Raw genomic sequence first — 25,616 nt, 5'->3', positions numbered from 1 at the left:
GGTAAGGCAGCTTGTCCCTTAGGCAAGCTGCTTTTTATGTCTTAGTCCCTAGCAGGAGCATTTCGGTAGGCTCCTGGTTGTAGGTAGAAAATATGTGTTTCGTTGTGATTTGAAGTCCTGAAATGTGTTATTAATATCAAATTTACTGTTTTTACTTTTGCGTTTCATGAAGGCTTTACAATACACTTCTACAATTATTTTGGTAAAACATTCCAGCCTGCATGCAATTAGGGAGAAGGAAAGGGAGGATTGGTATCCTACCACATGAGCTCGGCGAGAAGATCTACAAGGTAGAAAAAGGGCTTGCTGCATTGCTGACCGCTACGACTCTGATGACGGGTGGCGTTGTTGGACAAGCCCCGTATCTGAATGCAACTGTTCATGCAAAAGAGACGATGGTAAAAGAACTTTCACCTGAAAAGCAACTCTATCGATTCCTGTTTGAAAACAAAATCGAGGATGGCTCAAATGCTCATTATCCTGTAGAAGTTCACGGAAAACCAAAGTATGCACAAGGTCGTGAAGGATTGGGCAAAGCCGTTCACTTCCAATCGACATCCAAAGACAATGCAACCTGGGTTGATCTAGGTGAGAATGATAAATTGAAGTTTGGCGCTGATCAGGATTTCACCGTTTCCTTTTTGGTGAAGACTCCGGGTGTGGATGCAGATCGAGGTTGCCAAGATCGTCATGGTGGATGGCCGCCCAACGGTTGTAGCCGGCAAGCCGGGAAAAGCAAAAATTACGGTAAAAACCGTCGATGGCAGCAAAACAGCGAAAGCCGATGCCACGGTGACAAACTCAATTAACGTATCAGGAGATGGCCTCTTAGCGAGGATGATCTGACAGCTATTGAAAAATACCAGGGTAGCCGATCGGAGGATAAAATATGGGCAAAAGCGCAGACAGCGGATATCAACAACGACTAAAAGGTAGACCAAAAAGACCTGAAAATGATGAGCGACAAGCTGGCGCCTTATCAGGATGAGTTCCTTTACAAACGGGTCGTGGTCATCGGGATTGATGGAGCAGGCGATGCCGTGAAAAACCCGGAGGCAAATGCTGCGAATATCCTGAAGCTGATGGAAGAAGGCGCGGGAACCTTTGAAGCCAAAGCGATGCTGCCCACGATCAGTGCGCAAAACTGGGGAGCGATTCTGCACGGTGTCACACCAGAGAAGCATGGATTGACGAACGATATCGTAGCGGCTACCCCTTATCCAGAGAAAAACGCGTACCCGTCCTACATGAAGCTGCTGAAGCAAGAGCGTCCAAAGCTGGCGCAAGCGTCCTCCGCTACGTGGGGCTCTATCAACATCGGGATCATTGAGGATTCCGCTGGAGCCGGACACACTCACGGCTATTTCACACCGGAATTCTACGACCAGCTTCAAAAAGAGGATGAAAATGTGGGAGCTATCCTTGAAGCCTTGGAAGAGAATCTTGATGGAGGATACTTTGGTCATCGTCACCACGGATCATGGAGGAAAAGGAACAGGGCATGGTGGATCTTCCGAGGAAGAACAGACCATTTTCTGGGCAGCCAAAGGTGCCTCCATCAAACCGGGGACCGAGCTGTCTCAGGTAAGGAATATGGATACGGCTGCGGTAGTAGCACGCGCTCTACGACCCGATATCCCGAAAAACTGGGATGCCCAAATTCCAAAAGGGCTATTTGAAGAACAATAAAGCATTTCATTTGCAGCAAGAAGGCTTGCGCTCCTAATTTCAGGACGCAAGCCTTTTTCCTGTTTCCTCGTTATTTTTTCGGCACGGTTACCTGCACGACTTTTTTCGTCTCATTGCCTGCTGCATCTTTTGCCACATACGTGATCGAGTAAATGCGCGGTGCATTCTTTTTGCCTGACCCAGTTCGATCTGCGCGGAGCAGGAACGAGGTGTCTTCTGTACCGTAATCCGCTCCCTGAATATCATCCGGGTTCATATCTGCTTCGTTGCTTGTGATGGATACCAGCTCTACGGAATGAAGCCCAGACAACGAATCGTGATACTTTAGCTTCACCTGGATGGGAACCAGCTCGTGGTTGACGGGCCACAGTTTGGATTTGTTGACCGATACGTCAAGCTTTGGGGCAGTCTTGTCAATTTTTAGCTCGAGCTTTTGCGGTTCTTCTCCATTGCCTGCAAGATCGGTGCTGCGGTACTGAATCTGGTAGATGCCCTCTTTTTTGACGGAAACGGCTTTTTTATAGCGCTCCCATTTTTTCTTGGTCAGCTGGTACTCGGTTTGTTTCACACCAGATTGATCATCTTGGGCAGACAGTGTAAAGGAGACGGATTGATTGAACCAGCCTTGTTCAGAGGGCGTGCATTTCTCGCATAGCTGCAGTGTGGTCACCGGGGGCGTGGAATCCTTTTGCTTTCGGACAATGGCCCGAAATTCTACTGCTTTGGAGGCGTTCCCTTTGGTGATGGTTGCCTTCAGGGTGACGGACTCTTCGTCTTTCTTGGGGGGAGATATCTCCCCGGTTGGGGCAATCACGTCAGGCTTGCTGGACCACCAAGTGATCGTTGTCCCGTTCATGCCTGCGGTGGGAAGATCCACTCTGGGCGGTACGTATTCCATATAGCTCATCGTCTCTTGCAGCCAAGTGACATCTTGGTTGACCGCTTCCTCATCTTCTGGAGAATAATCGGATGCATGTACGGTCGCTTCGATGGAATCGCTGGGCAAGAAGCCGGGAGTTTCCGCTGTGAATGCCAGTTGGTCACCTTCTTGAAGGGATACCCCTTCGGCCAACGGAATGTTGAAGGACTGGGAATCGTCGTCGTTGACATACGTGATGCCTTGGGCCACCGTTTCGTCATCTCGTGTGATGGTTACGAGAGATTTCAAACCGTACAGAACTTCGCCGCGGATTTCACCGCGAATCTGGGTATCCTTTTCTTTGATAGGTGTCAGTTTGGTAGGAGGAGTGGTTTTGGTAGAGGAGGTCGGCTGCACTTCGACTGGGACTGTGTAGGTTTTTTCTTGGGTAGGATCGTAGATTTGGAATGTGATGATGTCCCCTTTATGAAAGAGGGACGTATCGAGGTAGGTTTGGTAGCCCCAGGTGGAGCGGCGATCTTCTCCGTAGGTGGTAATCGTGGCTAGCAGCGTGTCGCCTTTGCTGATCGTAATGGTCAACCAGCTGACAGGTGCGGACATGTGGAAGAATTTGCTGTTCTCATAGAGTACGGGCTGGTAGGGACTGTCCTCTTGCTCGGCTGCCTGAGCCACACGGATGCCTCCACCAAGTGATAGCGCAAGCAGCAAGAGACTTACCCAAAAATGAAAAAGCCTTATTCTAACCCTCATAATTCCTTCACCCTCTCTTTGATTTACAAATCTTTGATATAGTTCTTTCAAAACAAAGAAAGACCTTCCTTATTTTGTAAATTTATTAAAATACCCCTCCAAGCGAGAAGGAAATATGACTTTTGTCCTGACTGCTCAGAGGGGCCTTTTGTACAGTAAGAATTTATAAGATTCTTAGCCAGTATAAGGGCAACATAGTGAGACTTCGAACGAAGAGAGTTAGCGAGACTTGTGCCCTTTGGGTACTAAGGCTCCACCTAAAAGCTTGGCGGAGCCAAGTTTTCTAACCATCTAGCCTTGCAATTGCATTAATATTTGCGGGTCCTTGATCTTCGTATTTTCGTCGAGGAAGGGCAGGAAAAGGCGTCCACGATGCTGCATGTGTACCGGGATAATGTGCAGGGCACCAGTTGCCTGCTTGAAGACCATGCCACTGCCCAGATGAACCGCGAACTCTCCCAGGCTTCCTTCGATGCGAGCATAGTTGCTATCGATACGCACGTTGCCAAGCTTCAAAAGACGCAGCGATTCCGAAACGATGACGCGGCGCATTTCGACGGTCGTCAGGCTCGCTTCCGGATCAACGCCGCCGACATGGGCCACGCTGACCACCAGATCGACATCACGCATGACTTCTGAGAAAAGGACGAGAGGAACTTTACTCAGCTCCACGTTCTTGTAGGTCGCGCGGTCGACAAATTGAATGACCTCAAGGGTAGGCGCTTTTGTATCCGAAGGGGAGAACCAGTTCGCCATGGCATGTAGACTGGCAATCAGATTTTCGGAATAAAAGACCTTTTGCAAGCCTTCCTCATAGCTGACTGTCCACTGTCTGCCCTCTAGGAGAGCGACTGTTTTCTTCGGCTGCACCTGATAACCCGCATAGCGGCGTGAATGTGTGGCGTGGGCCAATTCATCCGCATTCGGCAGGTACAGCTCGCGAAATACTTGCTTAAAAGAAACAGGAACTTATCCCGTATTTAAGGCAATACCTAATCTATCAAAGTGATGGTCAAATAAGTTTCATAACATTAAATTATGACCTTTTTATTTATAACGCATTAAAAAAGAACTTTGAGCCTCAAGACATTAATTACGTACTTCCTTTCGAACTTTGTCGGGTTCGCCTATTATAAGCAATTCCTGACCGATAGCCGCATGTGGGCTGCCCTGTACAATACGCTCGTGCTGATTCCATGGTCCACGAAGGCGAAGTGCTTATGCACCCAATCAGGAGTGACTGCCAGGCACTTTGGCCAATCGTATGGAAGGTGAAATGAGCCAGGAAGCAGAATATATACCTGATAAACAAGTAGTGAGGGGAAGGGTCAAACAACATGGAACCAATCGTAATCACAGCCATTTTAGTGCCGAAGGAAGGCCTCGAAGAACAATTGTTACAGGAACTCCAAAAGGTACAAACAGCTTCGAGGGCGGAAGCCGGTTGTATCAGGTACGACCTTCACCAGTCTCTCGACAACAGTACGTTTGTCCTCTATGAAGTATGGAAGGACAACGAAGCAGTAGATAGCCATATCCAGTCAAGCCATTATCAAGAATATCGTGCAAATATCGCCGATATTGTAGCAACGAGAGAAGTGCATAAGCTCAAAACAATCAACTAACAAGCAACACCGCCATCTTCTGAATGGCGGTGTTTTTCTATGTACCGGCTTGACGGATGACCTCGACCAACAGATAGTGTCTAAAATAACTTAATTTTCAGACTAATAGTGTCGTTGCTTGATATTACGGCAGTCCATTACGATAAGGACAATATCAACGAACCTACCTCTCTCATATTAGAACGCAATAAAAGGAGGGATACGTTCCCTATTATTTCCTGCGTTTCATTTTACATTCAGGTATGAAAAAACGATTCAAAATGGGGGGATTGTACGAAAATGATGAACGGAAAAGAATATTTAGACAGTCTCAATGATGGTCGAGTGGTGTATTTGAACGGTGAGAAGATTGAGGATGTCACTTCTCATCCCGCATACCAGAATTCTGCCAGATCGATTAAACGCATGTACGATGCCTTGCACGACCCACAAACCGCTCCTGCATTGACGACAAAAACAGAAGATGGACACCTTACGCACAAATTTTACAAAGCACCTAAGAGTGCAAAAGAGCTGCTGGAATCGAGGGATGCGGTTGCGGAATGGTCCAGATTGAGCTACGGCTACATGGGGCGGACCCCTGACTACAAAGCGTCGTTTACCGCACACTTGGGTCCATTCGCGGAATACTACAAAGGTTTCGAGAGCAATGCGAAGAGATGGTACGAGAAATCGGTGAAAGAATTGCCGTTCTGCAACCACACGCTGGTCAATCCTCAAATTGACCGCTCCAAACCGCTTCATGAAAACAAAGATGCATTCGTTCGCGCAGTAGCCGAGCGTGATGACGGGATTATTGTAAGCGGTGCCAAAATGGTAGGAACCGCAGCAGCGCTAACTCATTATAACTTCGTCTCCAACTACGGTGCGACCGATCTTGGGGATGGCGACACAAGCCATGCACTGATCTTTTTTGTCCCGATGAACGCGCCGGGTCTGAAAATGATAAGCCGCCAATCCTATGAATTGTCAGCAGCAAAAAATGGAACACCCTTTGATTATCCGCTCTCCAGCCGCTTCGATGAGAATGACGCCGTGATCGTCCTCGACAACGTGTTCATTCCTTGGGAAGACGTCCTGACCTACAAAAATGTAGAAGTCACAAACAACTTCTTCGTTCAAACCGGCTTTTTCAACCGCTTTACCCTTCATGGCTGTACCCGTTTCGCAGTTAAACTCGATTTTATGGCAGGTCTCTTGCTGAAGGCGACGGAGATGTCTGGCACCAATCAATTCAGAGGTGTTCAGGCGAATATCGGTGAAGTGCTTGCTTGGCGCAACACCTTCTGGGCACTCTCCACAGCCATGTGCTCCGAGGTGACCATGGGACCAAATGGGGTCGTCATGCCGGGAACGAATGCAGGAGCATCCTACCGTGTACTGGCGCCGATGGTCTGGTTGAAGGTTAAGAGCATCTTCGAACAAGTCGTCGCCGGTGGGTTGATTCAATTGCCGTCGAGCGCGCATGATTTTCAAAATCCTGAAATCCGCCAGTACCTGGACGTTTACTATAAAGGTTCTGGAGTGAGCGCGGAAGAACGTGTGAAGTTGATGAAGCTGGTTTGGGATGCGATCGGGAGCGAGTTCGGCGGCCGCCACGAATTGTACGAGGTGAATTACGCCGGCAATACCGAAAACATCCGTCTGGAAACATTGAAAATCATGGACGCTACCGGCCAATCCGCTAAATTCAAAGCGTTTGTGGAGCAAGCGATGGGTGACTACGATCTGAATGGCTGGACGAACAGCAATTGGGTGAACGTCGGAAAAGAGGAGCTGGTACGCTGATGGACGATCGGTTGTTTCGCACAGCTATGGGCAAATTTGCCACGGGGGTCACAGTCATAACCACCGAGTTTGAAGGAAGACCCTATGGCATGACGGCAAACGCCTTTGTTTCGGTCTCATTGAATCCCAAGCTTGTGCTTGTCTCTGTCGGTTTGCATGCACACATGCACAATCGGCTCCAGCAGACAAAGCGTTATGCGGTCAACATTTTAGCGGAAAATCAGCAAGCGTTGTCGGCCCTTTTTGCCGGTCAAAAGAAAGAGGAGACGGAAGTCAAATTCGATACACTCGACAGCCTGCCCGTACTCCAGGGAACGATCGCGACGATTACGTGCAACGTGGTCGCTGAGCATCTGGCGGGAGATCACACATTGTTCATCGGGGAAGTAACGGAGATTCGATTGAATGAGGGCGAGCCTTTGCTGTTTTCACAGGGAAAATATCGTGAGCTGGCGACTCTGCAAGAAAATCCAACGCATTGACGAAGTCGCCAGAAAAAGGAGTCCATTCATTTGAAAACCGTGCACATAACACATTGTCCAACCATTTCATTCACTGATGCTGAACCTTGTGTGATGGCACTTGGCTTTTTCGATGGAGTTCACCATGGGCATCGCGGTGTGATCCATTGCGCGAAAAGGCTGGCGAGGAAACGTAATGTTAAGCTGGCTGTCATCACATTCTTTCCACATCCGAAAGAGGTGCTGAGCAAGGGAAGGGAGGTTGTCGAGTATTTGACACCATTTTCCAAAAAGGAAAAGCTGCTGGAGCAACTGGAGGTAGACATCCTCTATGTCATCCGGTTCGATCGGGAGTTTGCCAGGCTTCCATCCAAGGAATTTGTGGAACGATACATCATCGGTTTGCAGGCGGAGCATGTGGTTGCCGGTTTTGATTTTACTTATGGATATCAAGGCCAAGGCAACATGAGCACCATGGAAGTAGAAGTAAAGGGGCAGATACCTGTCACGACCATACCGGAAATCGAATGGGAAGGAAAGAAAGTGAGTTCTACCTTGATCCGGGAACTGCTGAAAGCAGGATGTGTAAGTGCGATCCCTCAATATCTTGGAACGTATTACGAGACCAGAGGAACGCTGTCCAAGTTTACTGGGGACGGAAGCCAGCATAGAAGCGTCATTGCTGAAGTTGTCCCAGACCCAGGCTACACGCTGCCTGTAGAAGGAAGCTATGAGGTAGAAGTAGCGTATGAGAATCAGCTCATTCATGGAATCGCTTCCATCGCAAAACAGAGTAACCATATCCACAAACTTCGGATTGAATTGCACGACTTCCCGAAAAGCATGCATGGGGAAACGCTGCAAATGAAATGGCTGAAAAAGATTTGAAAAACGAGGAGGAATCAAGCATGTCCAAAGAGCCCATTTTTGATGTCGCCCAACTTGCCCACGTAGAAATTTATTCGCCGAAACCGGATGAGACCTTGTGGTTTTTCAAGGAACTGCTAGGGATGGAAGAAACGACCCGTCAAGGGCAGTCGGTCTACCTGCGCGCCTATGAAGACTTTTACCACCACACCCTGAAAATTACGGAAGCGAAGGAGCCGGGGATGGGGCATGTGGCCTGGCGGGCGAGTTCCGAAACGGCGTTGGAGCGCCGGGTGCAGGCGCTGGATGCCAGCGGGTACGGCCAAAAGTGGATTGACGGGGATCTGGGCCACGGGGCGGCGTATCAGTTTGTCACCCCCGACGGTCACCAGATGGAGATTTTGTGGGATGTCGAATACTATCAGGCTCCCGAAGAGAAAAAGAGTCAACTGCTGAGCCGGCCACAGAAAAAGCCGTTGCGCGGCGTACCTGTTCGTCGCCTGGACCACGTCAACCTGCTGGCTAGCGATGTCACGGAGAACCGCAGCTTCCTCATGGATCAGCTCGGCTTCCGGCTGCGGGAAAACATCGTGATGAACAATCAAAGTGAAGCGGCGGCTTGGTTGAGCGTGAGCCCATTGGTCCACGAGCTTGCCTTCATGGGGGATCAGCTGGGCGGGCGGGGACGGCTGCACCATCTTTGCTACTGGTACGGCTATCCGCAGCATCTGTCCGACATTGCCGATATCTTCACGGAAAATGGGATCAAGATCGAGGCTGGTCCCGGCAAGCACGGGGTGAGTCAGGCCTACTTCCTGTATGTGGTCGAGCCCGGTGGAAATCGCGTGGAGCTGTTCGGGGACGCCGGCTATCTGATCTTTGATCCGGCATGGCAACCGGTCACCTGGAAAGAAGAACAGCTGGAAAAAGGGATCATCTGGTACGGTTCACCGCTGCCAGCCGAGTTTTTCATGTACGGCACGCCCGTCATTGAACCGGCCAAGGTGTAACAGTCGGTTGACCGAAATCCGCCAAAAAGCGCGAAAACAAAGATAGGGGGAGATGAAAATGGAACAGAACAAACCGTTTACCGGCAAGGAGTACCTCGACAGTCTGGATGATGGCCGTGAAATTTGGCTCAATGGGGAGAAAATAAAGAGTGTAGTGGATCACCCGGCGTTCCGAAACGCGGCTCGCTCAAACGCACGGCTGTATGATGCACTGCACGATCCGAAATATCGCAATGTTCTGACGACAGAAACAGATACGGGAAATGGTGGGTTCACTCATAAGTTTTTCAGGTCCAGCAGAACAGCGCAGGAGATGCTGGAAGCGCGTGATGCCATCGCAGCCTGGGCGCGGCTTAACTATGGATGGATGGGCCGCAGCCCAGATTACAAAGCCTCCTTTCTCGGAACGCTCGGAACCAATCCTGAGTTTTACGGACAATATCAAAATAACGCTCGCCGGTGGTATAAGGAGGCGCAGGAAAAAGTCCTGTTCTTCAACCATGCGATCGTCAATCCACCAGTCGATAGGCACAAGCCGATTCACGAAGTAGGGGACGTGTTTGTACACGTAGAGAAGGAAACGGACGCTGGTTTGATCGTGAGCGGTTCGAAGATGGTCGCAACAGGCTCGGCTCTGACCAACTACAATTTCGTAGCCAACTACGGAAATACACCGGTTCAAAAAGAGGAATTCGCTGTCGCGTTGGTTGTCCAGATGGATGCACCAGGAGTCAAACTGCTGACTCGTCCCTCGTATGAGCTGAAAGCAGCAATGACAGGAAGTCCGTTTGATTACCCACTTTCCAGCAGGATGGATGAAAATGATGCGGTACTGATTTTTGATAAAGTGCTCATCCCATGGGAAAATGTGATCGTCTACCGGGATCTGGAAACGGCAAATAACTTCTTCCTGAAATCCGGATTTCTGCATCGAGCCCTGCTCCAAGGTTGTACCCGCTTTGCCGTCAAGCTGGACTTCCTGACAGGTCTGTTGTTGAAAGGATTGGAAACAACCGGCACGATCCAATTCCGTGGCGTGCAAGTAAATGTGGGGGAAGTGCTGGCATGGCGCAGCTTATTCTGGTCGCTCAGCACAGCCATGGCTACGGACCCTGATCAGGGTACGAAAGGCACTGTGCTTCCCAATTTTGATGCGGCGCTCTGCTACCGGGTCATGTCTGCGATCGCCTATCCGAAGGTAATGGAAATTATACAAAACATCATGGCCGGCGCATTGATCGTACAGCCATCTAGCGCTGAGGACTTTAAAAATCCGGAGCTGAGACCGTACCTGGATAAATTGTACCGCGGATCGAATGACTACGATGCACTTAGCAAAATTAAGCTGATCAAGCTGCTCTGGGATTCAATCGGTAGTGAATTCGCCGGTCGCCATGAGCTGTACGAGCGAAACTACGGCGGCAATCACGAAAACAGCCGCTTGGAAATTTTACTCGACGCGATGGCAAAAGGCAGCGCTGCCGGATTCAAGGAATTTGCGGAACAATGCATGAGTGAATACGATCTGGAAGGCTGGACAGACCCTACCTGGATCAACCCGGATGACGTGAACCGAGTGAAAGGCTACTACGATAACAAAATGACATCGCCCCAAGCCTAACAAGATTCTAGCCGACTCTGTTCACCTGGGAGCCAGCGAGTTTCCCGATCTAGGCATGCGCCGCGTGACCTTCAGCGATCTGGAGGGGGACCAGTTGGTGCTTCTCGAGCTATTGGACGAAAAAGCGTTGATTTCTCATTTTACCATTATCTCATCGGCAAACGATAAACGGTCACGGAGTCTCAGCGTGGACTCCGTGGCAGAACCATTCAGCAAGAATGGGTGGTTGGCCTTGCGATTGTAGCGTAGCCATGAAATTTTCATGAGGGGTGCATATGGAATGAATCTTCCATTTACCTATAAGCTTCATACCCCATCACAAATGGAACCGGGTAAGAAATATCCAGCTGTTTTTGCGTTGCATGGCATCGGGTACAACGAAGAAGACATCTTGGCTTTGGTAGAGGATCTGAAAGAGGATTTCATTCTATTGGGCGTCCGAGGCCATCTTCCCTACGAAAATGGTTATGCCTATTACTATATGAAAGAATATGGCAAGCCAGAGCGCGTACGATTTGATGCCAGCATACAGCTGCTAACGAGCTTTATCGATTATGCATCCTTTACTTATCCGATCGATCCAGCAAAAAGATATTTGATAGGGTTCAGCCAGGGCGCAGTCCTGAGCATGTCCCTTGCCTTGGTTCTAGGAGATGCCATCCGAGGTGTTGGGGCCATGCATGGCTACATTCCAGCTTTTGTGAAAGACGAATACCCCCTCAAACCCATTGCGGATACTTCCTTCTTCCTTGCCGATGGACAATTCGACCCGATTTTCCCCGTGACGATCGGTCGTGAAAATGATGAATACCTGCGGCAGCATTCTTCCTCCGTAACCTATACCACATATCCAGTCGGGCATGAAATATCTCCGGAAAATCAACGAGACCTAGTCAAATGGCTGCATCAAGACTCATTGAAAGGTGGTGAAGCAAGTCGCGGAGCGTCGTAAGCGGATGGATTGTCTTCCTATACAAAAAACAATTCAGAATGATTGAAAAACGAGGAGGAATCAAGCATGTCCAAGGAACCCATTTTTGATGTCGCCCAACTTGCCCACGTAGAAATTTATTCGCCGAAACCGGATGAGACCTTGTGGTTTTTCAAGGAACTGCTGGGGATGGAAGAAACGACCCGTCAAGGGCAGTCGGTCTACCTGCGCGCCTATGAAGACTTTTACCACCACACCCTGAAAATTACGGAAGCGAAGGAGCCGGGGATGGGGCATGTGGCCTGGCGGGCAAGTTCCGAAACGGCGTTGGAGCGCCGCGTGCAGGCGCTGGATGCCAGCGGGTACGGACAAAAGTGGATCGACGGGGATCTGGGCCACGGGGCGGCGTATCAGTTTGTCACCCCCGACGGTCACCAGATGGAGATTTTGTGGGATGTCGAATACTATCAGGCTCCCGAAGAGAAAAAGAGTCAACTGCTAAGCCGACCACAGAAAAAGCCGTTGCGCGGCGTACCCGTTCGTCGCCTGGACCACGTCAACCTGCTGGCCAGCGATGTCACGGAGAACCGCAGCTTCCTCATGGATCAGCTCGGCTTCCGGCTGCGGGAAAACATCGTGATGAACAATCAAAGTGAAGCGGCGGCTTGGTTGAGCGTGAGCCCATTGGTCCACGAGCTTGCCTTCATGGGGGATCAGCTGGGCGGGCGGGGACGGCTGCACCATCTTTGCTACTGGTACGGGTATCCGCAGCATCTGTCCGACATTGCCGATATCTTCACGGAAAATGGGATCAAGATCGAGGCTGGTCCCGGCAAGCACGGGGTGAGTCAGGCCTACTTCCTGTATGTGGTCGAGCCCGGTGGAAATCGCGTGGAGCTGTTCGGTGACGCCGGCTATCTGATCTTTGACCCGGCGTGGCAGCCCGTCACCTGGAAAGAAGAACAGCTGGAAAAAGGGATCATCTGGTACGGTTCGCCGCTGCCAGCCGAGTTTTTCATGTACGGCACGCCCGTCATTGAACCGGCCAAGGTGTAAGCGTGGGCTGAACGCAAAGCTTTCAAAAACAGATAGACAAAGGAGGAAGCAGGGGTGAGGTGCTTCTGCTTTTCCTCTGAACAAAATTAAATGGGGATAGGGAGTGGTCGAAATTGGGTGAACAGGGAAAATTTATGGAAGCCGGCGGCATCATGACGCATTTTCATGAGGAAGGACGGGGGGAGCCGATTTTGCTGATTCACGGTTCAGGGCCGGGGGTATCCGCGTGGGCCAATTGGCGTCTGGTGTTTCCCCTCTTGTCGAAGCATTATCACCTGTATGCGCCAGATGTCGTCGGCTTCGGATATACAGAGCGGCCAAAGGAAATCCAATACTCAGTTGATCTATGGGTCAATCACATGATTTCGTTCATTGAAGCAAATGACCTGCCACAGCTCTCCATCATCGGAAATTCCATGGGGGGTGCGCTCGCCCTTCATCTCGCCCATCGAAGGCCTGATTTGGTCAAAAAACTGGTGTTGATGGGCAGTGTCGGCATTTCTTTTCCCATTACGAAGGAGTTGGATGATGTCTGGGGATATACGCCGAGTTTTGAGAACATGAAGCGTCTGGTCCGTACTTTTTCCAGTGATCCATCCATGGCGGATAACGATGACCTTGTAGAGCTGCGTTATCAAGCGAGTATGCAGGAAGGGTTTCAAGAATCGTTCTCTGCCATGTTTCCGGCGCCTCGTCAGCGGCACGTCGATGCGCTTGCATTGAGTGAAGAAGCCTTAAAAGGGATCACGAGTCCCGTTTTGCTGATACACGGCAGGGAAGACCACATCATTCCCATCGAACAGACAAGCTGGAAGCTGGCACAATTGTTGCCCAATGCACAGCTGCATGTCTTTTCCCAATGCGGACACTGGACCCAGATTGAAAAAACAAAACCGTTTTGCGAACAGGTAATTCAATTTTTCCAGCAATAGGGGACTCGTCTCCAGCTTTTAATACCCTAGGGAATCAAAAAGTGGAAATGGAGAGAATCAGACGGGAGCGGATGTGAAATCAAATGGCAAGAATCAATCATGTAAAGATCGCCGATCAACTGCTGGAAGCGCAGCGCAATGGGAGTACGCTTGAACCACTGACGACAACCTACCCCGAAATTTCTGTCAAAGACGCCTATGAGATTCAACTCGCGCAGATCCAGGCCAAAGTCGCACATGGGGCAACCGTTGTCGGAAAGAAAATCGGATTGACCAGCGAAGCCATGCAGAAGATGTTTAACGTCGCGACCCCTGACTATGGGCATTTGCTGGATTCGATGATGCATGTCGATGGAGATACCATTTCTCTCGAACGATTGATCCAGCCCAGGCTGGAAGCGGAGATTGGGTTTGTTTTGCAAAAAGAGCTGCGAGGTCCCGGCATCACCGTCACAGATGTGATGGATGCCACCGCATATGTCATACCCGTGTTTGAAATCGTGGACAGCCGCATTCGTGACTGGAAAATCAAATTTGAGGACACGGTTGCGGACAATGGTTCCTCCGCTCGGGCGATCCTCGGCGGCAAGCCGACCTCACTGAATGATTTGGATCTGCACCACATCGGCATGGTTTTTAGCCGAAACGGAGAGCAGATCGCAACCGCAGCGGGTGCAGCCGTCATGGGAAATCCCATTCACGCTGTCGTTTGGCTGGCGAACGCGATCGGTGAGTTCGGCATCCCGCTCAGAGCGGGCGAAGTCATTTTATCCGGTGCCCTAAGCGCTGCCGTACCCATACAAGCCGGTGATACGTATTCCGCTGAATTCGCCCATATCGGGTCAGTCACTGTCAAGTTTGGAGAGGGGAAGGATACAAAAAAATGAGCAAGGTCAAAGTAGCGATCCTCGGTTCTGGCAATATTGGCACGGACTTGATGTATAAAATCGAGCGAAGTGAATGGCTGGAGGTAGGTGTCATGATTGGCATCGATCCTGAGTCGGAAGGACTGCGTCGTGCACGGGCGCACGGCTATCACGTGATCGAAAATGGGATCGAGGGATTTTTGGAACGACCGGAGCTGGCGAACATCGTCTTTGATGCGACTTCAGCGAAAACACACATCCGCCATGACTCAATGCTGCGAGCCATCAACAAGCAGATCATCGATTTGACACCGGCAGCAAAAGGACCGTTCGTCGTACCTTCCGTCAACCTCGGCGAACATCTGGATTCGCCCAATGTGAACATGATTACGTGCGGCGGTCAAGCGACAATCCCGATTGTACACGCAATCAACCGCGTATCTGAAGTGGAGTACGGTGAGATCGTGGCCACCGTAGCCAGTAAAAGTGCCGGTCCCGGGACCCGGGCCAACATCGACGAGTTTACCAGAACGACTGCACGAGGAATTGAGATCATTGGCGGGGCGAAAAAAGGAAAAGCGATCATCATTCTGAATCCGGCAGAGCCGCCGATCATGATGCGTGACACCGTCCACGCCCAGTTTTCGGAGAAAGGGAAAGAAGAGGAAATCGTAGACTCCATTCACCAAATGGTCGCTTCCGTGCAAACGTACGTGCCAGGCTATCGACTGATCAGCGACCCCGTTTTCGAAGGCAACCGTGTGACCGTCTTCATTGAAGTCGAAGGGGCCGGAGATTTTTTTCCTCCTTATTCCGGAAATCTCGACATCATGACAGCAGCTGCGACGAAGGTTGCCGAAGAATTCGCCAAACAGAAAACAACGTTACGGAAGCCATAAGGAATGGAGGGAGAAAAGAACAATGACTGCAACCCAATCCAAACTCCATCTTCTCGATGTGACGTTGCGCGATGGCAGCCATTCGATGAAACACGCTTTTACAGAGGAACAGGTTCGCGCGGTAGCTCGCGGGCTTGATACAGCGGGCGTTGAGTTTTTTGAAGTCTCACATGGCGATGGCCTGGGCGGATCCTCCCTTCAGTACGGATTGTCCGCTGTAGATGAGATGGAACTGATTGCCGCGGCAGCGGAAGAATGCAAGCAGGCGAAAATATCCGTTCTTCTGCTGCCTGGCATCGGCATTCAAGAAAATCTGGAAGAAGCGGTCCAAGCGGGTGCAAAGATGGTTCGCGTCGCTACGCATGTCACGGAAGCGGACGTGGCAAAGCAACACATCGAGCTAGGTCGTAAGCTGGGGCTGAAAACGGTTGGCTTCTTGATGATGGCGCACATGGCTCCAGTCGAAAAGCTAGTCGAACAGGCGAAGTTATTTGAAAGCTACGGAGCCGAAATCGTCTATGCCACAGATTCAGCCGGAGCGCTGCTTCCCCATGAAACCAGAGAGCGGATATCTGCCCTGCGCCAACATTTGTCTTGCGAGATCGGCTTCCACGGACATAATAACCTTTCCCTTGCGATGGCGAATACGCTGGCCGCAATCGAAGCAGGCGCGACCTATATCGACGGAAGCCTCCGTTGTTTGGGAGCGGGCAGCGGCAACACCCAGACGGAAGTCATGGTCGCTGTGCTTGACCGTTTGGGCTATCGAACGGACATTGCCCTTTATCCGATCATGGATGTGGCCAATCAAGTGGTGGCCAAGTTCATGCCGCGCCCACAAGAGATTACGGGTGGGAGTCTAATCATGGGCTATTCCGGGGTATACTCCAGCTTTCTCTTGCATACGCAGGCAGCTGCAGAAAAATTCAATGTGGATGAACGTGACATCTTGATTGAATTGGGTAGGCGCCAGGCGGTTGGGGGTCAGGAGGACTTGATTGTGGAAGTAGCCTCCATGCTTGCAAAAAACAGATGATCGAATTGAAAGTAAGGGGGAGCATTCGTTGGGAGAAACAGAACTGATCGAGAAAATCGCGTCGATCCTGTTCAAAGCGGAACGGGAAGCCTTCGAAGTGGATAGGATGGTCGACCGCTACCCTGAATTGACTTCAGACTTGGCGTATCGAATCCAGAATCGTGTGGTCGAGCTGAGGAGCCAAGCGGAAAACAGCAGGATCTCAGGCCGCAAGCTGGGACTCACCAGTGTTGCCAAACAGCAAATGATGGGTGTCGATGAACCGCTGTACGGCGTTCTGCTGGATCGTATGCTATTGCCGGAGGAATCGCCGATTTCACTCAAGGCGTTTATCCATCCCAAGATCGAACCGGAGCTTGCCTTTGTTTTCAAACGGGAAATAAAAGGTCCCGCCGCCTCGGTTGCCGAGGTGCTCGACGCAACCGCCTATGTCATGCCTGCCTTGGAGATCATCGATAGCCGTTATCGCAATTTCTCCTTTACGCTGTTGGACGTCATTGCGGATAACGCCTCCTCAGCCGGGTATATTTTAGGCGGACCCTGCTACAAACCGGAACGCTTGGACCTGCGTCTGATGGGCATGGTTTTCAAGAAAAACGGACGCATCCTCTCAACAAGCACAGGCGCAGCAGTCATGGGGCACCCCGCTAGAGCAATTGCGTGGATGGCCAACAAACTGGCTGAAACTGGACAGTCGATTCGACCGGGGGAGGTGGTCTTGAGCGGTGCGCTATGCGAAGCTACATCGATAGCCCCCGGGGACGAGATTACCGTGAGTCTCGACGGACTTGGAAAGGCTTCGGCTGTTTTCACCGACTAAGAAGGAGGAGTGAGACGATGCCGTTCATTCAAATCAATTTGTTGGCAGGAAGATCGCCTGAAAAGAAAGAGAAGCTGATCCACGAAGTCTCCCATACGGTGGCAAACGTCCTGGAAGCGCCTATTGAAAGCGTCAGGGTGATGGTGAATGAAATGCAGCCGGAGCATTGGGGGATTGCCGGAGAATCGGTGAAGAAGCGCCAATCCAAATAAGGAGGGACCATTCATGGCAGAAGTCCTCTCGAGGGTACGGGAGATCAAGCTCTTCATCGATGGACACTATAGAGCCTCGAGCGAAAACAAGACGTTTGAAGTGTACAACCCAGCGACGCAGGAGCTAATCGCCAATGTGCATGAAGCCACCAAAGAGGATGTGGATCGCGCGTGCCAGGCAGCTCGCCGTGCATTTGAAGAAGGCCCGTGGCGGACGATGACAGTGAAAGAGCGTTGCGCAAAGGTACGCAGGATGGCTGAAATCATCATGGAGCGCAGAGAAGAGTTGGCGCGCCTGGAGGCATTGGACGTCGGGAAGCCCTTTTCGGTCGCCTACGAGTTTGAAATTCCGCGAGCTGCACACAATCTATCTTTTTTTGCGGATTTTATCGAGCATCATCCGAGTGAAATGTATCCGATGGAAGAGGAATTCTTGAACTACACGCGGTATGAACCCGTAGGCGTAGCCGCGTTGATCACCCCATGGAATTTGCCGTTCATGCTGACGACGTGGAAGCTCGGCCCTTGCCTGGCTACGGGAAATACAGCCGTGATCAAACCAGCGGAGCCTACGCCGTTGACCGTCTCGCTCCTCGGTGAAATTGCCAAGGAAGCAGGGATCCCGGATGGCGTAGTCAATGTCGTTCAAGGGTTTGGACCAAATTCGACGGGTGAGTTCATGACGACCCATCCGGAAGTGGATCTCATCTCATTTACAGGGGAGACGTCCACAGGTAAGGCCATCATGAAAAATGGCGCTGACACGTTGAAGCGGGTCTCCTTTGAACTGGGAGGAAAGGCAGCGAACATTGTGTTCGAAGACGCCGATTTGGACAAAGCCATCCCTACATCGATACGGGCGGCATTTCTGAATTCCGGTCAAGTATGCCTGGCGGGTTCACGCATTCTCGTCCAGCGCAGCATATTCGATGAGTTTGTGGATCGCTTTGCAGCTGCAGCTCGCCAATTGAAGGTGGGCGATCCGCAAGATTCCAATACCAACATGGGGCCGCTCGTCAGTAAAGAGCATTATGAAAAGGTAACCAGCTACTTGCAGATCGCGGAATCAGAACATTCCACACTGATTTGCGGAGGGAAACGACCAGAACTCACTGAATATTTAAAAGATGGTTATTATTTGGAACCAACTGTTTTTGTTCAGGAAGATCCTCATGCACGCATTTGCCAAGAGGAAATCTTTGGCCCGATTGTAACGCTGATCCCATTTGATACAGAGGAGGAAGCGCTGCAAATCGCCAACTCCACCCAATATGGCCTGAATGGCGTGGTATGGACGGATAATCTGCAGCGAGCGCATCGGGTTGCGAGTAAGGTGCGCGCCGGCACGATCTGGGTTAACTGCTGGTTTGTCCGCGACCTGCGGGTGCCATTCGGAGGGTTCAAAAAGAGTGGGATCGGGCGCGAGGGTGGCCACCACAGCCTGGAGTTTTTTACAGAAGCTAAGACGATTTGCTTGGCTCTGCGTTAATAGGTGAAAAAACGGACGTTTGGATGTTTCAGCGACAGTAGGTTCTCACTCTGAAAAGAGGTGTGAAGGCAGATGGCTCTGGCTAATAAGCAGCTTTTATACGATCATCTCACTGTATCAGACGAAAACGGAACGATTCACATGAATGACGATAGAATGATAGTCATCTCTTCATCAGCATTCGGAACGCTTCGCAAAGACTTGATCGAAAATCTGGGTACGGATAGAATGAAAGGCTTCTTGATCCGGTATGGTTGGGATCTCGGGGTAAAAGATGCGAAAAAGGTCATCGAGATGAATTTGCCAACCGTTGAAGATATCGTCACCATGGGCACGATCCTGCACATGATCAAAGGACATACAGGCGTCCAAACTGACCTGCTGAACATCGAGTTTTACCAGGATGGTAAGGTGAAATCCATTCACATGGAAGGCGCTTGGGTCAGCTCGTACGAAGCGCACGAACACGTATGCGGCTTTGGCCATACGGAGTCACCGGTCTGTCATACCTTGATCGGGTACGCCAGCGGCTATTTGTCCACCGTGTGCAACCAGAGGGTGATTGTGAAGGAATTGACGTGCGCCGGAATGGGACACACCGAGTGTCGCTACCTGGCGAAATCGCTCGAGCTGTGGGACGGAGAAGTAAATGATATCCTGCGTTACTACGAAGATACTCCCATCGTCATTGAATTAGAAATGACCTATGAGAAGCTGCTGGAGGAACGAAATACGCTTTCGCGAATATCCAGCATCCATAAAAAACTGACGGAAGAAATACTCAACGGGAACGATCTTCAGTCGATTGCGGATGTGGTCTATGATACTACCGGAATCTCGTTGATTATTGAAGATGTCAATTTTCGCTCCTATGCCTATTCCGGACTGACCCCGGAATGTTTTCAAGAAGTGAACGACGATTTTCAAGACTACATCCAACGATTCAAAAAGTCGGTGCATGAGCCGGAACGGATGGAAAACGAATCGTTTTTGCTGACTAGCAAGATCAATGCGAAATGCCATTTTCGTCTGATCACTCCGATCTTCATCCGAAAAAAAATATCGGGTTACTGTTCATTCGTCTATCAGCATGTGGATGATTATCCGCAGATCGACATCATTACGTTGGAACAGATTGCCTCCGTATGTTCGCTCTATTTATTAAATGAGAAGACTAGCCTGGAAGCAACGGAGCGTATGAAAGGACATTTCTTAGAGCAAATCCTGCAAGAGCAGTTTACTTCCAAAAAAGATATTTTGAAGCGCGGCAGTTATCTCCATTTCAATCTGGACCAGCCTTTTTACATCGTCGCGTTGAAATATCAAAATCTGCAGGGGAACCTCGCGAATGAGATGCTTTTCTACGAAGAATTGATGGAAACAACCTTGCAGTATTTTAAAGACAAGAAAAAGCATGTGTTAATTTGCCACAGGGGCAACAACGTAGTGTTATACGTGCAAACGGAATCGCGTGAAAATGCAAATATCTCATCATTGTGCATCGGTTTTATCGAGTGCTTGAGCCAAATGTTCCATAAGTACACCTTTCAGATCGGTGTCAGTTCAAGAGGGGAAGAAATCGATCGAGCCTCGGACTATTACGATGAGGCGATCATCGCCCTGCGAATGAGCACACCAACCGCCAAAAAAATGGTGCTGTTCGATTCTCTCGGTGTAGTGGGTCTTTTGATTAACAACAAAAATGAGAGCGCTATCAAAAATTTCGCCCAGCAGCAATTAGGTCCCCTCTATGATGCGGATTGCCATAAAAATACGGAATTTATCAAAACCTTATACGTATTCCTGGCGAACGGCGGAAATCTCGAACAAACGGCAAACGACTTAACCCTCTCGCTGAGCGGACTCCGCTATCGCATTCAAAAAATGGAGACGCTTCTGGGTCAGGATTTGCGTAATCCAACAGTGAATTACCAGCTATTCCTCATGCTGCAAGCACTGCTGGTGATCGGCGAAATCGAGATGTGAACGGGTAAACAAAGAGGAGGAAGAAAAATGACGGGACAAAATGAGGTTGCAAAGCTTGGCCACGTGGCTCTTGTCACGCCGGATATCGAGAAGTCCTACTGGTTTTGGCACGATGTCGTAGGCTTGGAAGAGGTAGAGCGGCGCGATGGCCACATCTACATGCGGGCTTGGGGCGAATTCGAGCACCACAGCCTGATCCTGATCCCCGGAGAGCGGGCCAGGGTCGACCATGTCGCATGGAAAGCGCGAAAACCGGAGGACGTGGAGCTCTACGCACGGTATCTCAGGAGTCAGGGAGTAGAGGTTCAAGACGTGGAGGCAGGCGAGGAGGCCGGTCAAGGTCGGGCCATCCGCTTTAAAGTGCCTACGAGTGGCCACCCGTTTGAAATCTACTACGATATGGAGCGGCCCGGCGCACCTGATGAAAAGCGTTCCCGACTCAAAAACCAAGTATATAAGGCATGGTCCAGAGGAATTTCTCCCCGCCGGATCGACCATGTAAACATCACGACTTCGCCCACTCCTGCCCTCACGCAGAACTGGCTGTCGGATCATATGGGCTTTAAGATGCGGGAGTACATCAAGCTCAACAACGGGGATGTGCATGCGGGCTGGATGAGCGTTACCCCGCTGGTGCATGACATCGCCATCATGCACGAAGGCAAGCACGCTGGACCCCGTTTCCATCACGTTGCTTATTTCCTGGACAACGCGCAGGATGTGCTTCGGGCGCTCACCATTCTCCGCGATCATAACATCACACCGGATCTCGGACCAGGTCAGCATGGCATTAGCCAAGCCATCTATACGTACGTGCGCGACCCAGGCAGCGGTCATCGATTGGAACTGTTCAGTGGTGGGTATCTCATATTCGATCCCGACTGGGAGCCTCTCGAGTGGAGGGAAGAGGAACTGGTGGAAGGGCTTTTCTGGTGGGGCGACCGCTGGGCACCAGGCTCAGGGCACGCCATGGACGAAACAACCGAGGCGTAAATCATGAAACGTGATGTAATCGCTTCACGAATCGGTCTCCAACAAACCCGAGGAATTTGCTAGGTCTCACCGTTGTTCAATCGAAACTATGGAAGCGTTAGTCAAGCCCGATACTTATTCAGGGAGGATGAAAAATGACACTGAATAAAACGCATGACAATTCCGAGACTGAAGAAAAACCAGACGAGGCAGCTTTGCTAGCCAGTGCAGAAGCGATCGGACGGCTTGCGGAGGAGGAGTCCAAAGAAGCGGACAAAAACGCTCGCTTCTCGGATCGGGTGGCGCAGGCCATTAAAGAGGCACAGATACACAAGATGCTGCGGCCCAAACGGTACGACGGTCTGTCTGTGACTCCGCGGGTCTTCGAAAAAGTCATTCGCACCGTAGCGAGACACAGTGTGGCAGCCGCCTGGCTCACGTACTTTTACCCCATCCATGAAGCTTGGGTATCGCATTTGCCCCCTCAGGGTCGCGAGGAGATTTTTGGCCAGGGCGGACTCGTCGCGGACGTGTTCACCCCGATCGGACGGGCGGAGCGGGACGGCAACGGCTATCGGCTCTATGGGCAATGGAAATTTGCCAGCGGTGTTCTGTGGGCGGATTGGATCGGGCTTGGGGCGCTGGTGGAGTTTCCAGACAGCGAGGGACCTGAACCATGCCTGCTGGCCGTACACAAGTCTGATGTCAAAGTGGTGGAAAACTGGGATACCTTGGGACTCCGGGCTACGGGGAGTAATGAGGTCGTGGTGGATGGAGCGTGGGTCCCCCTGCACCGTATCCTGCCCATCGCAAGGGTAGTGAGAACAGGCAAGCCGATCGGCGGTGACGCAGATGAGGATGAGCCGATCTACCGCATGCCCTTCTTCACTTGGTTCCTTGTCGGCTTTCCCGCTATTGCCGTGGGTGGGGCGGACCGCGTGCTTAACATCTTCCGCGAGCGCACCGAAAAGCGTATCCGCGTCTACCAGATGGGGGCGAAAGAACGGGATGCACCAAGCAGCCAGCGACTTTTAGCCGAACTGCGAACGCAATTGGACGCAGCTGAAGCTCTCGTCGACCGCTATGTGGGGCAATTGGAATCATGGATGAAGGAAGGGAAAACATTGGTCAGCGAAGAGGAGAGAGAGCGGATGTTCGCATGGCGCGCTCAGACAGCAAAAATGTCGGCGGAAATCGCACCGAGGGCGATGCTTGCCTTGGGAGGAACAGCGTTTTTCAAGGGAGATCCTGTAGAACTTTTCACCAGAGACCTCCTCACGGTAGCCTCTCACACCACCCACATGTACGAGGACGCCTTGGCGGCCTATGGACGGACGATGTTTGGCCAACCAGGTCACCCCATCTGGTGAGGATATGGTCGTTGCGCTGGGTCACCCCGGGAATCGTGCGAAGGGGGTGGGCAACAACCAATGGCCTACACTCCGAACGAAAGTGAATGAAAAGTTATCTGGAGGGTGAGGAATATGAGTATCGAGAAAGTACAAGTAATAACAGGGGGTAACGAAACTTGCCTGAATCGGGCGGGTTCAGGTGAAGCGATCCTGTTCCTCCACGGTTCGGGTCCGGGCGCGACGGGGCTCTCCAATTGGCAGCATGCCCTGCCTGAGTTTGCGAGCAAGTACCTGACTTTGGCCCCCGATTTTATCGGCTATGGGGGAAGCACCCATTTGGAGACGCCGCCCCAAGGGATGCGGGCATGGATGCGGTTGTGGGTGGATCAAATGGTGAACTTGCTGGACACGCTGGAGATCGAGCGCGCTCACCTCGTCGGAAACTCCTTGGGCGGAGCGGTGGCACTCCAGCTTTTGATGGAAGCGCCAGAGCGCTTTGACAAAGTCGTTCTGATGGGCCCTGCGGGAGCACCGATGCAGCTTCCTCCCGAGCTTGACCGCATTTGGGGTTTTTATGAGGACCCCACAGAAGCTACCATGCGAAATGCGATCCGCTGGTTTTCCTATGACGAGGGCTTCATCGCGGACCGTCTCACCGAGATTTCCCGGATGCGCCTAGAGGCTGCGCTTCGCCCGGACGTGCGACGCAGCTACGAGGCCATGTTCCCAGCCCCTCGCCAGCGCCATTTGGATGAGCTGGTAGTGCCCGAATCGGCTCTGAAACGGATCAACCAGCCTGTGCTCATCGTCCATGGCCGGGACGACAAAATTGTCCCCTATACCACGAGCCTCCATTTGATGGAGCACCTTCCCGATTCGCGACTCTACTTGATGGGCCAATGCAGCCACTGGAGCCAGATCGAGCACAAAGAGGCATTCCACCACCTGCTCTGGAACTTCTTCGGAGGTGTTCTATGAAGATGAAGGCCGTTCAAACAGCGGCGTTGAAAGGCTTTTCCATGGGCGAGATCACGTTGCGTCCCTTCGCGGGGGACAATATGATGGTTGTACGCGTGGAGGCTCCAAAAGGCGCGATTGCACCAGGCCACGCCCATCCCCATGAACAGATTTCCATGATCATCTCGGGCAACGTTCGCTTCCGGATTGGGAATGAAGAGCGGGTACTCGGACCAGGGGAAATCGTCCATATCCCATCCCAGGCAGAGCATGAAGCTGAAATGCTGGAGGACTCTCTCTTCTTGGATATTTTCCAACCGGTTCGGGAGGATTTCCTTAGGAAGGTGGAAGAGGAATGAAAGTTGCCATTTTGACGGGAGCCTCCAGCGGTATAGGCTTCGCGGTGGCGAAACAACTGGCAGAAGAAGGCTACAAGCTCATCGTGGGTAGCCGTCGACCTGAGGAATCGGTCGAGAAGCTGAAGGCGCTAGGGGCAACTGTCGTGGGAGTTTCCGGGGATCTGGCAGAGGAACAGACGACTCGTCTCCTCATTGAGGAGGCAGAACGCTTTGGACGCTTGGACGCTCTCTTGCTGAACCACGGTGGGCCACCAATCAAGCCGCTCATGGAGGTGAGCGACGAGGAGTGGGAACGCTACTTCCGGCTCATGGTAACGGGACCGCTTAGACTCTTGCGCAAAGCCGTGCCCCTCCTGCAGAAGAGCGGTGGTGGACGGGTAGTGGCGGTCACCTCCTTTACAGTGAAGAGCCCCTATCCCGGAATCGTTCTATCCAACTCGCTTCGGGCAGCGCTTGTCAATGCACTCAAAACTGCGGCCTTGGAGCTGGGACGGGACGGGATTCTCATCAACATGGTCGCCCCTGGTTACATCCTGACCGAGCGCATTCGGGAGTGGAACGCCAGCTACGCCTCCCAGGAAGGAGAAAACCCCGAGGAAATCGCACGGCGCACCACCGAGAAGATCCCATTGGGCCGCTACGGTAAACCAGAGGAGATCGCCGAAACCATCGCCTTTTTGTTGACCAAAAACAGCTATGTCAGCGGACAGCAGCTTCTGGTCGATGGGGGATTGGTGGCAGCGAATTGAAAAAAAGCAGCGGTCCGTACCAACCTGGAATCGTGACTTCCGGAAGTTTGGGAGTAGTACAACTATGGAGTCTGATAAAAAAACTGTGGGTTTCTGGAGGCAACTGAATAAGTCCCTTTGAGTTAGTAAGGTACAGCCCCCTCAAAAAATGAGGAGGTTGTACCTTTTTTCGATATGAGCATTTTGCTTAATTCCTTTCTCTTGACACCTCGCTCGCCAATTAAAGAACACATCTCGATGTTGAAAAAACGACGATTCGTCGACTTGTACGTGCTAATCCTTTTCATTAGACGAATTGTCAAGCCAAGT

The 25,616-nt window shown here is 51.3% G+C and carries 24 protein-coding genes and 1 pseudogene; 23 read left to right on the top strand and 2 right to left on the bottom strand.

Annotated features, from left to right (window positions below; all coding sequences use genetic code 11):
- Positions 1-221 precede the first annotated feature (221 nt).
- Both EDM55_RS31220 and EDM55_RS31215 read left to right on the top strand, forming a co-directional pair.
- Complete coding sequence (locus EDM55_RS31220; RefSeq protein WP_259676111.1) at positions 222-809, top strand: hypothetical protein; 588 nt, start codon at positions 222-224, stop codon at positions 807-809.
- A gap of 144 nt (positions 810-953) precedes the next feature.
- On the top strand, positions 954-1,679 hold the full coding sequence (locus EDM55_RS31215; protein WP_259676110.1) for an alkaline phosphatase family protein: 726 nt from the start codon (positions 954-956) through the stop codon (positions 1,677-1,679).
- Positions 1,680-1,759: 80 nt separating this feature from the next.
- Here EDM55_RS31215 and EDM55_RS27525 read toward each other — a convergent pair whose 3' ends face one another.
- Positions 1,760-3,319, bottom strand: coding sequence for an OmpL47-type beta-barrel domain-containing protein (locus tag EDM55_RS27525; protein ID WP_141295458.1), 1,560 nt, complete (start codon positions 3,317-3,319; stop codon positions 1,760-1,762).
- 291 nt (positions 3,320-3,610) lie between these two features.
- Positions 3,611-4,276 (bottom strand): annotated as a pseudogene (locus tag EDM55_RS27520) (DUF7737 domain-containing protein); the annotation flags it as partial.
- A 380-nt stretch (positions 4,277-4,656) separates the two neighbouring features.
- Between EDM55_RS27520 and EDM55_RS27510 the strand changes: the two are divergent.
- The 21 genes from EDM55_RS27510 (at position 4,657) to EDM55_RS27410 (ending at position 25,307) form a co-directional block, all read left to right on the top strand.
- Positions 4,657-4,944 carry a putative quinol monooxygenase gene (locus EDM55_RS27510; protein WP_122961865.1) on the top strand — a complete coding sequence of 96 codons (288 nt, stop codon included), beginning with the start codon at positions 4,657-4,659 and terminating at the stop codon, positions 4,942-4,944.
- 279 nt (positions 4,945-5,223) lie between these two features.
- Entirely contained in the window at positions 5,224-6,732 is a 1,509-nt protein-coding gene (locus EDM55_RS27505) for a 4-hydroxyphenylacetate 3-hydroxylase family protein (RefSeq protein ID WP_092272600.1), read from the top strand.
- Positions 6,732-7,214: a flavin reductase family protein gene (locus EDM55_RS27500; RefSeq protein ID WP_092272597.1), complete on the top strand. Its 483-nt coding sequence runs from the start codon at positions 6,732-6,734 to the stop codon at positions 7,212-7,214. The genes EDM55_RS27505 and EDM55_RS27500 overlap by 1 nt, the downstream gene beginning before the upstream one ends.
- A gap of 39 nt (positions 7,215-7,253) precedes the next feature.
- Positions 7,254-8,081 carry a riboflavin kinase gene (locus EDM55_RS27495; protein ID WP_246071000.1) on the top strand — a complete coding sequence of 276 codons (828 nt, stop codon included), beginning with the start codon at positions 7,254-7,256 and terminating at the stop codon, positions 8,079-8,081.
- Positions 8,082-8,101: 20 nt separating this feature from the next.
- Positions 8,102-9,070, top strand: a complete 969-nt coding sequence (locus EDM55_RS27490; protein WP_092272585.1) for a catechol 2,3-dioxygenase — start codon at positions 8,102-8,104, stop codon at positions 9,068-9,070.
- A 58-nt stretch (positions 9,071-9,128) separates the two neighbouring features.
- On the top strand, positions 9,129-10,691 hold the full coding sequence (locus EDM55_RS27485) for a 4-hydroxyphenylacetate 3-hydroxylase N-terminal domain-containing protein (RefSeq protein WP_307723976.1): 1,563 nt from the start codon (positions 9,129-9,131) through the stop codon (positions 10,689-10,691).
- A gap of 280 nt (positions 10,692-10,971) precedes the next feature.
- On the top strand, positions 10,972-11,643 hold the full coding sequence (locus tag EDM55_RS27480) for an alpha/beta hydrolase (protein WP_092272588.1): 672 nt from the start codon (positions 10,972-10,974) through the stop codon (positions 11,641-11,643).
- Positions 11,644-11,709: 66 nt separating this feature from the next.
- Positions 11,710-12,678, top strand: a complete 969-nt coding sequence (locus EDM55_RS27475) for a catechol 2,3-dioxygenase (RefSeq protein WP_092272585.1) — start codon at positions 11,710-11,712, stop codon at positions 12,676-12,678.
- 113 nt (positions 12,679-12,791) lie between these two features.
- Positions 12,792-13,610, top strand: coding sequence for an alpha/beta fold hydrolase (locus EDM55_RS27470; RefSeq protein ID WP_281285188.1), 819 nt, complete (start codon positions 12,792-12,794; stop codon positions 13,608-13,610).
- Positions 13,611-13,693: 83 nt separating this feature from the next.
- Positions 13,694-14,497 (top strand): 2-keto-4-pentenoate hydratase, encoded by an 804-nt coding sequence (locus EDM55_RS27465; RefSeq protein ID WP_092272582.1) that lies wholly within the window; start codon positions 13,694-13,696, stop codon positions 14,495-14,497.
- The gene (locus EDM55_RS27460) at positions 14,494-15,375 is read left to right on the top strand and encodes an acetaldehyde dehydrogenase (acetylating) (protein WP_122961863.1); all 882 of its coding nucleotides are present in this window, start codon (positions 14,494-14,496) and stop codon (positions 15,373-15,375) included. Before EDM55_RS27465 ends, EDM55_RS27460 begins: the two co-directional genes overlap by 4 nt.
- 22 nt (positions 15,376-15,397) lie before the next feature.
- Positions 15,398-16,411 (top strand): 4-hydroxy-2-oxovalerate aldolase, encoded by a 1,014-nt coding sequence (gene dmpG, locus EDM55_RS27455; RefSeq protein ID WP_122961862.1) that lies wholly within the window; start codon positions 15,398-15,400, stop codon positions 16,409-16,411.
- A gap of 28 nt (positions 16,412-16,439) precedes the next feature.
- Complete coding sequence (locus EDM55_RS27450) at positions 16,440-17,231, top strand: 2-keto-4-pentenoate hydratase (RefSeq protein ID WP_092272573.1); 792 nt, start codon at positions 16,440-16,442, stop codon at positions 17,229-17,231.
- Positions 17,144-17,443 (top strand): 2-hydroxymuconate tautomerase, encoded by a 300-nt coding sequence (gene thmT, locus EDM55_RS27445; protein ID WP_092272569.1) that lies wholly within the window; start codon positions 17,144-17,146, stop codon positions 17,441-17,443. Before EDM55_RS27450 ends, thmT begins: the two co-directional genes overlap by 88 nt.
- Before the next feature lie 13 nt (positions 17,444-17,456).
- The gene (locus EDM55_RS27440) at positions 17,457-18,932 is read left to right on the top strand and encodes an aldehyde dehydrogenase (protein WP_122961861.1); all 1,476 of its coding nucleotides are present in this window, start codon (positions 17,457-17,459) and stop codon (positions 18,930-18,932) included.
- 72 nt (positions 18,933-19,004) lie between these two features.
- Complete coding sequence (locus EDM55_RS27435; RefSeq protein WP_122961860.1) at positions 19,005-20,918, top strand: XylR N-terminal domain-containing protein; 1,914 nt, start codon at positions 19,005-19,007, stop codon at positions 20,916-20,918.
- A gap of 27 nt (positions 20,919-20,945) precedes the next feature.
- Complete coding sequence (locus EDM55_RS27430) at positions 20,946-21,911, top strand: VOC family protein (protein ID WP_092272560.1); 966 nt, start codon at positions 20,946-20,948, stop codon at positions 21,909-21,911.
- A 134-nt stretch (positions 21,912-22,045) separates the two neighbouring features.
- Positions 22,046-23,260 (top strand): acyl-CoA dehydrogenase family protein, encoded by a 1,215-nt coding sequence (locus tag EDM55_RS27425; RefSeq protein WP_122961859.1) that lies wholly within the window; start codon positions 22,046-22,048, stop codon positions 23,258-23,260.
- Between the two features lie 114 nt (positions 23,261-23,374).
- The gene (locus EDM55_RS27420) at positions 23,375-24,220 is read left to right on the top strand and encodes an alpha/beta fold hydrolase (protein WP_092272555.1); all 846 of its coding nucleotides are present in this window, start codon (positions 23,375-23,377) and stop codon (positions 24,218-24,220) included.
- Positions 24,217-24,558, top strand: a complete 342-nt coding sequence (locus EDM55_RS27415; RefSeq protein WP_218033731.1) for a cupin domain-containing protein — start codon at positions 24,217-24,219, stop codon at positions 24,556-24,558. Before EDM55_RS27420 ends, EDM55_RS27415 begins: the two co-directional genes overlap by 4 nt.
- Positions 24,555-25,307, top strand: a complete 753-nt coding sequence (locus EDM55_RS27410) for an SDR family oxidoreductase (protein WP_092272552.1) — start codon at positions 24,555-24,557, stop codon at positions 25,305-25,307. The genes EDM55_RS27415 and EDM55_RS27410 overlap by 4 nt, the downstream gene beginning before the upstream one ends.
- Positions 25,308-25,616 lie beyond the last annotated feature (309 nt).

This window comes from Brevibacillus centrosporus (assembly GCF_003710815.1).
GTDB classification, from domain to species: domain Bacteria; phylum Bacillota; class Bacilli; order Brevibacillales; family Brevibacillaceae; genus Brevibacillus; species Brevibacillus centrosporus.
This window is presented reverse-complemented; position numbering and strand designations above follow the sequence as displayed.

Bases quoted from the DNA above. Each gene is read 5' to 3' on its own strand.
- EDM55_RS27435 (WP_122961860.1), top strand. From the start codon at position 19,005: ATGGCTCTGGCTAATAAGCAGCTTTTATACGATCATCTCACTGTATCA.
- EDM55_RS27430 (WP_092272560.1), top strand. From the start codon at position 20,946: ATGACGGGACAAAATGAGGTTGCAAAGCTTGGCCACGTGGCTCTTGTC.
- thmT (WP_092272569.1), top strand. From the start codon at position 17,144: ATGCGAAGCTACATCGATAGCCCCCGGGGACGAGATTACCGTGAGTCT.
- EDM55_RS27525 (WP_141295458.1), bottom strand. From the start codon at position 3,319: ATGAGGGTTAGAATAAGGCTTTTTCATTTTTGGGTAAGTCTCTTGCTG.
- EDM55_RS27465 (WP_092272582.1), top strand. From the start codon at position 13,694: ATGGCAAGAATCAATCATGTAAAGATCGCCGATCAACTGCTGGAAGCG.
- EDM55_RS27415 (WP_218033731.1), top strand. From the start codon at position 24,217: ATGAAGATGAAGGCCGTTCAAACAGCGGCGTTGAAAGGCTTTTCCATG.
- EDM55_RS27505 (WP_092272600.1), top strand. From the start codon at position 5,224: ATGATGAACGGAAAAGAATATTTAGACAGTCTCAATGATGGTCGAGTG.
- EDM55_RS27490 (WP_092272585.1), top strand. From the start codon at position 8,102: ATGTCCAAAGAGCCCATTTTTGATGTCGCCCAACTTGCCCACGTAGAA.
- EDM55_RS27440 (WP_122961861.1), top strand. From the start codon at position 17,457: ATGGCAGAAGTCCTCTCGAGGGTACGGGAGATCAAGCTCTTCATCGAT.
- dmpG (WP_122961862.1), top strand. From the start codon at position 15,398: ATGACTGCAACCCAATCCAAACTCCATCTTCTCGATGTGACGTTGCGC.
- EDM55_RS27480 (WP_092272588.1), top strand. From the start codon at position 10,972: ATGAATCTTCCATTTACCTATAAGCTTCATACCCCATCACAAATGGAA.
- EDM55_RS31220 (WP_259676111.1), top strand. From the start codon at position 222: ATGCAATTAGGGAGAAGGAAAGGGAGGATTGGTATCCTACCACATGAG.
- EDM55_RS27425 (WP_122961859.1), top strand. From the start codon at position 22,046: ATGACACTGAATAAAACGCATGACAATTCCGAGACTGAAGAAAAACCA.
- EDM55_RS27410 (WP_092272552.1), top strand. From the start codon at position 24,555: ATGAAAGTTGCCATTTTGACGGGAGCCTCCAGCGGTATAGGCTTCGCG.
- EDM55_RS27485 (WP_307723976.1), top strand. From the start codon at position 9,129: ATGGAACAGAACAAACCGTTTACCGGCAAGGAGTACCTCGACAGTCTG.
- EDM55_RS27475 (WP_092272585.1), top strand. From the start codon at position 11,710: ATGTCCAAGGAACCCATTTTTGATGTCGCCCAACTTGCCCACGTAGAA.
- EDM55_RS27420 (WP_092272555.1), top strand. From the start codon at position 23,375: ATGAGTATCGAGAAAGTACAAGTAATAACAGGGGGTAACGAAACTTGC.
- EDM55_RS27460 (WP_122961863.1), top strand. From the start codon at position 14,494: ATGAGCAAGGTCAAAGTAGCGATCCTCGGTTCTGGCAATATTGGCACG.
- EDM55_RS27510 (WP_122961865.1), top strand. From the start codon at position 4,657: ATGGAACCAATCGTAATCACAGCCATTTTAGTGCCGAAGGAAGGCCTC.
- EDM55_RS31215 (WP_259676110.1), top strand. From the start codon at position 954: ATGATGAGCGACAAGCTGGCGCCTTATCAGGATGAGTTCCTTTACAAA.
- EDM55_RS27500 (WP_092272597.1), top strand. From the start codon at position 6,732: ATGGACGATCGGTTGTTTCGCACAGCTATGGGCAAATTTGCCACGGGG.